Source organism: Enterobacter cloacae complex sp. HYC074_NIDB (genome assembly GCF_056673345.1).
In genome coordinates, this window is record NZ_CP114215.1 from 17,874 (window position 1) to 29,535 (window position 11,662).

Annotated in this window: 9 protein-coding genes and 3 pseudogenes; 3 read left to right on the plus strand and 9 right to left on the minus strand. The window is 56.1% G+C overall.

Annotated elements, in window-relative coordinates:
* Positions 1–587: 587 nt before the first annotated feature.
* Positions 588–807, plus strand: a pseudogene (locus O1724_RS23275) (transposase); the annotation flags it as partial.
* Here the strand turns inward: O1724_RS23275 and O1724_RS23280 are convergent.
* Positions 791–955, minus strand: a pseudogene (locus tag O1724_RS23280) (helix-turn-helix domain-containing protein); the annotation flags it as partial. The pseudogenes O1724_RS23275 and O1724_RS23280 sit on opposite strands and share 17 nt — an antisense overlap.
* Before the next feature lie 77 nt (positions 956–1,032).
* On the opposite strand from O1724_RS23280, the pseudogene O1724_RS23285 reads away from it, so the two are divergent.
* Positions 1,033–1,518 (plus strand): annotated as a pseudogene (locus O1724_RS23285) (DDE-type integrase/transposase/recombinase); the annotation flags it as partial.
* 143 nt (positions 1,519–1,661) lie between these two features.
* On the opposite strand, the gene O1724_RS23290 reads toward O1724_RS23285, so the two are convergent.
* Positions 1,662–2,642, minus strand: a complete 981-nt coding sequence (locus tag O1724_RS23290) for an IS5-like element ISKpn26 family transposase (protein WP_023279681.1) — start codon at positions 2,640–2,642, stop codon at positions 1,662–1,664.
* A 53-nt stretch (positions 2,643–2,695) separates the two neighbouring features.
* On the opposite strand from O1724_RS23290, the gene O1724_RS23295 reads away from it, so the two are divergent.
* Positions 2,696–3,007, plus strand: coding sequence for a hypothetical protein (locus O1724_RS23295; RefSeq protein WP_024191312.1), 312 nt, complete (start codon positions 2,696–2,698; stop codon positions 3,005–3,007).
* A gap of 89 nt (positions 3,008–3,096) precedes the next feature.
* Here O1724_RS23295 and O1724_RS23300 read toward each other — a convergent pair whose 3' ends face one another.
* From O1724_RS23300 to O1724_RS23330, 7 genes are all read right to left on the minus strand, one after another.
* Positions 3,097–4,182 (minus strand): iron-containing alcohol dehydrogenase family protein, encoded by a 1,086-nt coding sequence (locus O1724_RS23300; protein ID WP_001148851.1) that lies wholly within the window; start codon positions 4,180–4,182, stop codon positions 3,097–3,099.
* 33 nt (positions 4,183–4,215) lie between these two features.
* Entirely contained in the window at positions 4,216–5,373 is a 1,158-nt protein-coding gene (locus O1724_RS23305) for an alpha-hydroxy acid oxidase (protein ID WP_000217345.1), read from the minus strand.
* Positions 5,370–6,536, minus strand: a complete 1,167-nt coding sequence (gene hisC / locus O1724_RS23310; RefSeq protein WP_414540568.1) for a histidinol-phosphate transaminase — start codon at positions 6,534–6,536, stop codon at positions 5,370–5,372. The genes O1724_RS23305 and hisC overlap by 4 nt, the downstream gene beginning before the upstream one ends.
* Before the next feature lie 58 nt (positions 6,537–6,594).
* A complete protein-coding gene (gene hutU, locus O1724_RS23315; protein WP_000993475.1) occupies positions 6,595–8,277 on the minus strand; it encodes a urocanate hydratase in 1,683 nt (560 codons plus the stop codon).
* A gap of 43 nt (positions 8,278–8,320) precedes the next feature.
* Positions 8,321–9,871 (minus strand): histidine ammonia-lyase, encoded by a 1,551-nt coding sequence (gene hutH / locus O1724_RS23320; RefSeq protein WP_000741484.1) that lies wholly within the window; start codon positions 9,869–9,871, stop codon positions 8,321–8,323.
* Between the two features lie 114 nt (positions 9,872–9,985).
* Positions 9,986–10,771, minus strand: coding sequence for an ABC transporter ATP-binding protein (locus tag O1724_RS23325; protein WP_016240370.1), 786 nt, complete (start codon positions 10,769–10,771; stop codon positions 9,986–9,988).
* Positions 10,771–11,652 (minus strand): ABC transporter permease, encoded by an 882-nt coding sequence (locus O1724_RS23330; RefSeq protein ID WP_001087990.1) that lies wholly within the window; start codon positions 11,650–11,652, stop codon positions 10,771–10,773. Before O1724_RS23330 ends, O1724_RS23325 begins: the two co-directional genes overlap by 1 nt.
* Positions 11,653–11,662: the final 10 nt, after the last annotated feature.

An 11,662-nucleotide genomic window follows, 5' to 3' on the forward strand; every position in this document is an offset into this window, starting at 1 on the left:
TTAACCCCGGTGAGCGGGCTTTACGGCGTTTACGACGTAAAGGGCGTGATTTCCGGGGCCTTAGCGGCGGCAGCTTGCTGCTGACGCTTAGGGGGATGTTCATCAACTATTTCAGCGACACCAGGGAACTTAACATGGTAGCTGCAAAGCCATACCCGCGAAAAACATCTCAGACGCCGCTGTACGCGGTCGGAGTTGACCCGGCAAGGCGAGGCCGCAGTCGGGGCGTATCTCCGCGTTAGCGGGCCGCAGGGCCGCAGGGCCGCTTACGAGCGTGTACCAGACAACTGACCGCAGCTCCACCCACAGCGATGAAGAAGAGTAGTTACAACACCCATCATTGAAAGCGACATCACTCCCGGCCTTCGGCCGGGGGCGGGGGCGCTTTTCAGTGGTGGGGAGGGGCACCTGGCCGGCAAACCGGCGCTGGTTTTATGATGATTTGCCTTTTGAATGCTGTAACTAATATAGTTCTCCGGTCGGGGCCCGTCGCGAAGCGATGGGAGCTCTCTCTGGTGACCTGCTCCCCGTTGATTAATACACCGTGATGTTAGTAATGTCTTCATAAGCCACATGAGGACATCCCCATGAAGAAGCGTTTTTCCGACGAACAGATCATATGTATTCTCCGCGAGGCCGAAGCCGGCGTTTCTGCCCGTGAGCTCTGCCGTAAGCACGCCATTTCCGACGCCACCTTTTACACATGGCGTAAGAAGTATGGCGGTATGGAGGTGCCTGAGGTTAAGCGCCTGAAGTCGCTTGAGGAAGAGAACGCCAGACTCAAGAAGCTGCTTGCTGAAGCCGGGCGTGGTGAATACTGTGGCTTTTCAGATTTGGCTTTCAGGTGGCTGCGGACAGTATTGCGTGAAATACCCAGTTCCCTGGCGATGGCCCGGATACTCATTCCCCGCTTGTGCAGGACTTTAATTTCCATACGAATCTCAAAAGTGATCATAAGCTCCCCTGTATTCAGAGGAGCAGATTAACCCCTGGATCAATTTTCAACCGCTGGGGTGGATCAGTTTTGCACCGTTGGTAACACGTGAAGGTCTTTGCGTTAACCACAAGCGGGTTTACCGCATCTATCAACTTAATGGCCTGAGTGTAAAACGCAGACGACGTCGTAAAGGGCTGGCAACAGAACGTCTGCCGCTGCTCCGCCCGATGGCGCCCAATCTGACCTGGTCAATGGATTTCGTCATGGACGCACTGGCCACAGGTCGCAGGATCAAGTGCCTGACCTGCGTGGATGATTTCACAAAGGAATGCCTGACGGTCACTGTTGCCTTCGGGATTTCAGGCGTGCAGGTCACGCGTATTCTGGACAGCATTGCGCTGTTTCGCGGCTATCCGGCTACGATAAGAACCGATCAGGGCCCGGAGTTTACCTGCCGCGCACTCGATCAGTGGGCTTTTGAGCATGGTGTGGAGCTGCGACTTATCCAGCCCGGCAAGCCAACGCAGAACGGATTTATTGAGAGTTTTAACGGACGCTTTCGTGATGAATGCCTGAGGAAGGTGCGAATAAGCAGGTCATTTCTTCCCAAGCTGACTCGCTGATTAAAATTTCGCGGATCTGGGCCGATTTTTTTCCCGCAAACACATCGAATCAGCCTATTTAGGCTATTTTTTTCCACCATTTCTGGCGTTATTTCCGGTTTTTACTGAGATCTCTCCCACTGACGTATCATTTGGTCCACCCGAAACAGGTTGGCCAGGGTGAATAACATCGCCAGTTGGTTATCGTTTTTCAGCAGCCCCCTGTATCTGGCTTTCACGAAGCCGAACTGCCGCTTGATGATGCGAAACGGGTGCTCCACCCTGGCACGGATGCTGGCTTTCATGTATTCGATGTTGATGGCCGTTTTGTTCTTGCGCGGATGCTGCTTCAAGGTTTTTACCCTGCCGGGACGCTCGGCGATCAGCCAGTCCACATCCACCTCGGCCAGCTCCTCGCGCTGTGGCGCTCCTTGGTAGCCGGCATCGGCTGAGACAAATTGCTCCTCTCCATGAAGCAGATTACCCAGCTGATTGAGGTCATGCTCGTTGGCCGCGGTGGTGACCAGGCTGTGGGTCAGGCCACTCTTGGCATCGACACCAATGTGGGCCTTCATGCCAAAGTGCCACTGATTGCCTTTCTTGGTCTGATGCATCTCCGGATCGCGTTGCTGCTCTTTGTTCTTGGTAGAGCTGGGTGCCTCAATGATGGTGGCATCCACCAAAGTGCCTTGGGTCATCATGACGCCTGCTTCGGCCAGCCAGCGATTGATGGTCTTGAACAATTGACGGGCCAGTTGATGCTGCTCGAGCAGGTGGCGGAAATTCATGATGGTGGTGCGATCCGGCAGGGCGCTATCCAGGGATAATCGGGCAAACAGGCGCATGGAGGCGATTTCGTACAGGGCATCTTCCATGGCACCGTCGCTCAGGTTGTACCAATGCTGCATGCAGTGAATACGCAGCATGGTCTCCAGCGGATAGGGCCGTCGGCCATTGCCCGCCTTGGGATAAAACGGCTCGATGACAGCGGTCATATTCTGCCATGGCAGAATATGCTCCATGCGGGAGAGGAAAATCTCTTTTCGGGTCTGACGGCGCTTAGTGCTGAATTCACTATCGGCGAAGGTGAGTTGATGGCTCATGATGTCCCTCTGGGATGCGCTCCGGATGAATATGATGATCTCATATCAGGAACTTGTTCGCACCTTCCCTGGAGCACCTCCACCAACAAGGGATTATCCAGCCCCATCCTGCCGGTGAGGTTGCTCTGTCCGCCGCCGAGTTTGAAGTGGAGAACCCGTACGCCACAGCCAGGCGCTGGAGCGCGCTCTTCGACCTCCCGATGACAACGCGCGCGGGCAATCCGGCGCTGCGTATTGGCGATAAGTATTTCCAGTTCAATCAAGGGAACAGCAACGCGCTGGTGCAACTCGATTTTCTCACCGACACGGCGGCGCTCAAGGGTCAAACCATTTTGGTGGGCGAAGGGCGTTATGCGTTTCACTGACTCACAATGGGCACCTGCGCGAACGAAGACCGACAACAGGGAAACAGCGTATTCACGTTTTCCACCATCGGGATACGCTGCTGAGGGTACTACAACAACCCGGCCTGATGTTCCACACGCGCAATGGCGCTATACAGTGCGCCCGCTGTGACCGGAGCCGGCATGTTCGCCATATCCGGCGCATGCAATGCCATATCAATAATCCCCGCCAGTTCCGTGCTGTCCAGTTCAGCAATTTCCCGCAGGCTGAGCGGGATAGCGCACGCGCGGGCCAGGCCAATGGCCTCCAGCAATTCCTCATCGCTGCGGTTCTCCAGCGCCAGCAGGCAAAGGTTGCCAAATCCCACCAATAAGCCATGACCAAATTCGCGGGTTTTATCGCATACGGTAAACCCCTCATAAATTGCATGAGCGGCAGCAGCATGTGCCCCACTGCTCATTAATGAGGTCAGTCCGGCAAACATAAATATCGCATCCAGTACTTGCTCCAGCGCAGCATCGGGCACCCCTTTGCGAACTGCATCGCAGGCGGCGGGGCCGTGGGTATTGATCAGGTCATAGCAGATACGGCTGTTGGCAATGGACGCCCGGGCGATACCGCTGTGATTGTCCAGCCCGGCGCTGATAGCGCGAAACTCGTACCATTTCGCCAGTGTATCGCCAAGGCCTGCCGCCAACCAGCGCAGCGGCGCGGCGGCTATGATTTCTGTGTCAATAATCACCACAGCAGGCGCCTGATTCAGTGGAAAGAGATCCCGAAAATGGCCGTCATCGTGATAACGGACAGTGAGTGGCGTCACCGCCGCGCAGGTTGCCGCAATGGTTGGCACGGTGACCACCGGGACACGGGTCTCCACGCCCACGGCTTTACTGGTATCCAGGGCTTTTCCCCCACCCACGCCAATGACCAGGTCTGCGCCGGTGGCCTGCACCACTTGCGCCAGACGATGAATATGGCTTTCGCTGCACACGCCGCCAAACCACTCCCGGCCAACCACCGTCACCGATGATGCCGCCAGTTGATAGCGGATATGCGCTTCCACCGCCGCCAGGCCACTATGGCCGCCGATAATCAGCGCCCGTGAACCCAATAATCCGCAGACCTCACCGATACGCGAAACCGCACCTGCGCCACGCAGGATCTGCGCCGGGAAGATAATATTTTGTGCCTGCATAACTGATGCTCCGTGATAACGATGGTGTACATATTAAAACCCCGCCATAGCAGGCTGAAAACGCAGCAAATGCGGCCCTAACTGGGCAATGGAAGTGCATCCCAGTTGCGCCAGCGTGCGATCCATCTCCTGCAAAATAATGTTCAGCGCTTGTTTCGCACCCGCCTCACCAAAGGCAGCGACGCCATAGAGCACAGGTCGGCCAATCAGCACGCCATTCGCGCCCAGCGCCAGTGCTTTCACCACATCGGTGCCACGGCGAAATCCACTGTCGATAAGGATGACAGCATCAGGACCGCAGCACTGACGAATCTCCTGCAGTACTTCCATGGGGCTGACTGAACCGTCCAGTTGTCGCCCGCCATGGTTTGATAACACAATGCCATCCACGCCCGCGGCAAAAGCGCGCCGGGCATCTTCAGGCGCCAGGATACCTTTAATTAACAGGGGACCTGACCACTGTGTGCGGATCCAGTGCAGTGTGGCCCAGTCCAGGTGGGTATCCATCTGTTCGGCAAAATAGCTCGCGCCACCTGCGCCTCGTTGTTTGTCAGCCGGAACATAAGATTTCAGGTTGCCAAAGCCAGGGATGCCTGCGGGCCTGATGGCTCGCCACACCCAGCCGGGATGCATCGCAATGTCCAGCATGCTCGGCAGAGATAGTTCCATGGGCCGTCGGTAATTCCGTTTGTCCTTTTCACGGTTGCCAAAGTGCACCGCATCCACAGAAACCACCAGGGTCGTACAACCCGCCGCCCGGGCCCGGGTCAGTAACCCTGTCGTGACGGCGCGGTCTTTCAGCACATAGAGCTGGAACCAGTGTCGGGGAATGTTTTCTGCGGCGATCTCTTCAATGGAGGCCGTCGAAACCGTACTCTGTATATAGCCGATGCCCGCCTCTCTGGCGGCCCGCGCCAGCATCACATCTGCGCCAAACCGCAGCATGCCGTTGTAGCCTGTCGGGGCGATAAACAAGGGCGCAGCCAGCTTCTGTCCACACAGCGTGACGGATAAATCCCGTTGCGTAGCATCTGTCAGCACAGGGGGAATAAAGCGCCAGCGGCCGAAAACACGGCGATTATCCTGTAACGTTTGTTCATCATCGGCCCCACCCTCCAGATAACTGAAAGCAAAACGGGGAAGCGTGCGCTTTGCCTGCCGACGTAAATCATCAATGTTCAACACTGTCACGCGGCATCCTCCGCCAGGATACGTTTCAGGCTCCGAATAAACTGCTGGTTATCCTGTTCATTCCCCACAGACACCCGGATCCAGTGTTCATACCCCTTCTCCCGCCATGGCTTGATAATGACGCCATCGCACAGCAGACGCTGCGCCAGTTCTGCCGCAGGCTGCCCGCAGTCAAAAAACAGGAAGTTGGCGCAGGATGGCGCAACGCGGAAACCCAGCGCCGTGAGCTGCGCCGACATCATGTCGCGCTGCGCACTGACCAGCGCAATGCTGTCATTAACATGTTGCTGATCCCCCAGAGCTACCACGGCCGCCGCTTGTGCCGAACGGTTAATATTAAACGGTGTGCGAACGCGATTGAGCAGATTGACCAGTTCAGGGTGACTGGCTAAGCCATAGCCCACCCGCAATCCCGCCAGGCCGTAGGCTTTCGAAAAAGTACGCAGCACAATCCAGGGGCGCGACTGCGCGGCCAGCACACGCTGGCTGTCCGGATAATCCGGGTTGTTCCGGCAATATTCGAAATAGGCCTCATCAATCACCAGCACACAGTCCTGAGGTGCCGCGGCGATGATGCGCTCAAAACCTGCATTGTCGAGCATGCAGCCCACGGGATTCGACGAGTTGCTGAAAATCACCATTTTGGCGGGCATCGAAAGTGCCTGAGTCCAGGCGGCGATATCGAACTGATGCTGCTTATTCACGTCAACCAGGGTGACGTCCGCGCCCATCATGCGCGGGAAAATCTCATGCAGACCAAATGAAGGTCGCAATGTGACCACGCGGTCCCCGGGGTTGAGAAAGGCCAGTGCCAGCATATGCAGGATATCTTCTGAACCATTCCCGATAACAATATTCCCGGCCTGCACACCGGTATACGTTGCCAGCGCATCGCGCAGCGCTGTACTGGCAGCATCCGAATAGACTGCGCTGAAACCGGCATCCGCCTGCAGTGCCGCGATGACCTGCGGGCTGGCGCCCAGCGGATTTTCATTACTGGCCAGTTTGGCGATATGGCTCAACCCATATTGCTGTCGTACCGCTTCCGCCGACAACCCGGCGTTATACAGGCTTAATGACCGCGCTGTGGGCCTGGCGAGGTTTTTCAGTATCTGCTGTTGTGAATCAACAAGTGAACTGGAAACTGCTACATCAGAAGCCATTGCATATCCCTCAAAAAAACGCCGGAGGCACAACACCAGACCATCCGGCATTCAGGCATCAGATCATCGGCAAATTCAAATGATGACGTTCAGCACAGGCTTTTGCCTGTTCATAGCCAGCATCCGCATGGCGCATCACCCCGGTGGCAGGGTCGTTCCACAGCACACGCGCCAGTCGGGCATCGGCATCTTCAGTGCCATCGCACACAATCACCATCCCGGCATGTTGTGAAAAGCCCATGCCAACACCGCCACCATGGTGCAGACTGACCCAGGTGGCACCCCCGGCGGTATTGAGCAATGCATTGAGTAATGGCCAGTCGGATACCGCATCAGAGCCATCTTTCATCGCTTCGGTTTCACGGTTCGGCGATGCCACTGACCCCGTATCCAGATGATCACGGCCAATAACAATCGGCGCTTTCAGTTCGCCGTTACGCACCATTTCGTTAAACGCCAGCCCGGCGCGGTGACGTTCACCCAGGCCCAGCCAGCAAATACGCGCAGGCAGCCCCTGGAAGGCAATGCGCTCACGCGCCATGTCCAGCCAGTTGATCAGATTGGTGTTGTCCGGGAAGAGTTCTTTGAGTTTCGCGTCGGTCTTATAGATATCTTCCGGGTCGCCGGAAAGGGCAACCCAACGGAATGGCCCTTTGCCTTCACAGAACAGCGGGCGGATGTAGGCCGGGACAAAACCCGGGAAATCAAAGGCGTTTTCAACGCCCTCTTCTTTGGCGACCTGGCGGATATTGTTGCCGTAATCGACGGTGGGGATCCCCATATGGTGAAAATCGAGCATGGCCTGGACATGTTTTGCCATAGAAGCGCGGGCGGCTTTCACCACGGATTGCGGATCTGACTGACGGGCGGCCTGCCATTTTTCCAGGCTCCAGCCTTCCGGCAGATAGCCATTAAGCGGATCATGAGCGGAGGTCTGATCGGTCACAATATCCGGACGCAGGCCACCCGCTTTTGCCCGCGCCGCCAGTTGCGGCATCAACTCAGCGGCATTGCCCAGCAGGCCGACAGAGATGGCTTTTTTCTCCGCACAGGCTTTTTCAATCATCGCCAGCGCCTCATCGAGGCTGCGGGTCTTATAGTCCACATAACGGGTACGCAGACGGAAATCAATGTGGGATTCCTGGCATTCAATGGCCAGGACGCAGGCCCCTGCCAGCACGCCAGCCAGCGGTTGGGCGCCGCCCATACCACCAAGCCCTGCCGTCAGAATCCATTTGCCCCGCAGGTCGCCGTTGTAGTGCTGTCGGCCCGCTTCGGCAAAAGTTTCATACGTCCCCTGCACAATGCCCTGCGCACCAATGTAAATCCAGGAGCCTGCAGTCATCTGGCCGTACATCATCAGGCCCGCTTTATCCAGTTCGTGAAAGTGGTCCCAGTGGGCCCAGTGCGGCACAATATTGGAGTTAGCAATCAACACGCGCGGCGCATTGGTATGGGTGCGAAAAACACCGACCGGCTTACCGGACTGTACCAGCAGGGTTTCGTCTTCACGCAACGCCCGCAGGCTGTCCAGAATGGCTTCGAAGGCAGGCCAGTTGCGGGCGGCTTTACCAATACCGCCATAGACCACCAGGTCTTCCGGGCGTTCGGCAACATCGGGGTCAAGGTTGTTTTGGATCATGCGATAAGCCGCTTCGATCAACCAGTTTTGACAACTCAGCGCTGTTCCCTGGGGAGCGCGAACGACATGGGCGGCGGCATTTTTCTGTGGCGCGTTCATGGTCATATCCTTCTATAAAAAATGAAATTTATGTAAAGCGTTATCAGGCAAAGCTCGGCAGTAATGCTTCAATGGCCGCAGGCCAGTGTTCACGGGACGCCCACAAACGCATCATTTCGACATCCGGCGCCATCAGACGATCTTTTTCGAGAAAAGCGACATGTTGCCGAATCGCCTTCATTTCGCTTTCCAGTGTGGCGGAACTTTGCAACGGACGATGAAAATCAAGTCCCTGGGCAGCGGCCATGGCTTCGATACCGACAACCACACTGGTGTTAAAACACATATTGCCCAGACGGCGGGCGGCATAGGTCGCCATTGAAACGTGATCTTCCTGATTGGCGGAGGTGGGCAGGCTGTCGACACTGCCCGGATGTGCCAGCGATTTATTTTCTGATGCCAGCGCGGCGGCCGTGACCTGCGCAATCATAAAGCCGGAGTTAACGCCGCCATCGTTTACCAGGAAAGGCGGCAAGCCGGACAAACCGCTGTCCAACAATAAGGCCATTCTGCGTTCAGAAATCGCCCCCACTTCGGCAACCGCCAGCGCAATGATGTCCGCGGCGAAAGCCACGGGTTCTGCGTGGAAATTCCCGCCAGAAATCACGTCGCCATTTTCGGCAAAAACCAGAGGGTTATCGGATGCTGCGTTTGCTTCAATACGTAGAATGCGGGCCGCATGTCGCAGGTTATCAAGGCAGGCACCCATAACCTGAGGGACACAACGAATGGAATAAGGGTCCTGAACCCGGCCGCAGTTAGCATGGGATGTCACAATATCGCTACCGGCCAGGATCGCCGTCAGCGCAGCGGCGACAGCAATCTGGCCTTCCTGGCCGCGTGCTTCATGAATACGCGGGTCAAGCGGTTTAACTGAGCCTTTAATCGCTTCCAGTGATAATGCCCCGGCCACCAGGCCTGCGGAAAACACCCGTTCTGCTTCAAACAAACCTGACAACGCGAGGGATGTCGATACCTGGGTGCCGTTAAGTAATGCCAGACCTTCTTTCGGCCCAAGTTCAAAGGGGCTCAGCCCTGCGGCAGCCAGGCCTTCAACCGCGGACATCGTTTCGCCACCCAGTGTCACCTGCCCTTCGCCAATCAGCATCAATGACAAATGCGCCAGCGGCGCCAGGTCGCCCGAAGCGCCGACGGATCCTTTTTCCGGAATACAGGGGTACACACCCGCATTAAATAACGTTATCAGTGCATCAATCACCTCAATACGAATACCGGAATGACCCCGGGAGAGGCTGAGAATTTTCGTCGCCATCACCAGGCGAACAACGTTATCCGCCAGGTTTTTGCCTGTGCCCACACTGTGGGACAGCACCAGGTTTCGTTGCAGTTCGGTCAGACGTTCCGCCGGAATACGGGTTTGCGCCAGTTTGCCAAACCCGGTATTAATGCCGTACACCACGTTTCCCGATGCCACAATGCGGGTGACTGTTTCCTGGGAGGCCAGCACATCGGCACGGGCCTCTTCGGCCAGCGCAAGGCGGACATTACCCTGGTATATTTGTCGCAACATGGGCAAATGGACATGCCCGGGTTGCAGGCGGCAAAGGGTGTAATCGGTGGATGAAGCAGCCATAATCTATTCCTGTATATACAAGTAAAACGGGAAGTAAACCCGGTGTAACACCGGGTGTTTATGCACAACCTGACTCACGCTAAAACATGATTAACTGCGCTGCATACCGCGAACTTAGTGATCGATGGTTTGCAGGGTTTCCGTACGAATTTCTTCCGTGATACGCGCCTTCAATGCCATAAATTCTGGTGATGTTTTCAGGGTATAATCACGCGGGTGCGGAAAATCTACCGCCACTTCCGTTTTGATTCGCCCGGGGCGCGCACTGAAAATCGCCACTTTATTGGCCATAAAAATGGCCTCATCAATATCGTGGGTCACAAACAGGACTGTTTTGCGGGAAGATTCCCATATCGACAACAACAGTTCCTGCATCATGACGCGCGTCTGGTTATCCAGTGCGCCGAAAGGTTCATCCATCAGCAGAATTTTCGGGTCGTTGGCCAGGGCGCGGGCAATGGCTGTGCGCTGTTGCATACCGCCGGACAACTGACGGGGGAAATGCTGCTCAAACCCACGTAAACCGACCTTATTAATAAAGTAGTCGCTGCGCTCTTTTTGTGCCGCTTTACTCACGCCGCGTTCCTGTAGGCCAAAGCAGATATTCTGCTCAACCGTCAACCAGGGGAACAGTGTGTAACTCTGGAATACCATGCCGCGATCCGCGCCCGGACCATCGACCAGCACGCCATCCAGCCAGACCTCGCCGCGGGTGGGCTGATCCAGCCCGGCAACAATGCGTAAAAGTGTGGATTTACCGCACCCGGAAGGCCCGAGAATGGTAATAAAGTCGTTCTCATTGACCTGATAATCCACGGGCAGTAATGCCTGGGTCTTCTCGCCTTTCGGGCCACTGAAGACGCGTTCCACCTGGCGAACACTCAGCTTCGGATAGCTCATCACAGCGAACTCCATACAAACAGGCGGCGATTCACCGCTTTAAACAACAGATCAGACAGCAATCCAATGCAGCCAATCACGATAATGCCGAAAATCATTTGCCCGGTATTGAGTAACGCCTGGCTATTGACAATCATGTGACCTATCCCGCTGGATGAACCAATCAGTTCCGCCACGATGACATAGGTCCATGCCCAGCCCAGCACCAGGCGCAGCAGTTCCGCAATTTCCGGCGCCGCCCCGGGGATTATCACCCGACGCACCACGCTCTTGTTGGTCGCGCCAAGGGTATACGCCGCTTCCACCAGATCGCGCCGCGCCGCGCCGACAGCCACCGCAACCATCAGGGTTATCTGAAAGAACGAACCGATAAAGATCACCAGTATTTTTTGCATTTCGCCAATCCCTGCCCACAGAATAAGCAGGGGGACAAACGCCGATGCGGGCAGGTAGCGGCAAAACGAAACGAAGGGCTCAAAAAACGCTTCGATCAGTTTGTATGAGCCCATCAGAATACCCAGCGGCACGGCGATAATGCACGCCAGAATAAAGCCGCCCAGTACACGCATTACCGTCATACCGATATCTGTTGTGAAATCAAAATCGGTAAATAACAGCCCCCCTTCCTGCAACATACTGGCCGGACTGGCAAGGAATGTCGGCGACACCAGCCCGGTAAAAGTCACCAGCGCCCACAGCGCGAAAAACAGCACAAAAAAGCAGAAGCCCAAAAACCAGCGATGACGGGACGCCACGGGGCGCAGTGGCACCATCATCGGGTTGTGCCAGACCTTTTTACTTGCCGGCAGAGGCGCCGGCTCACGTAAAACTGACTGCGTACTGGCGGGAAATTCCGCGGCCTGACTGACAGGACTGTTCATCTTGTGGTCC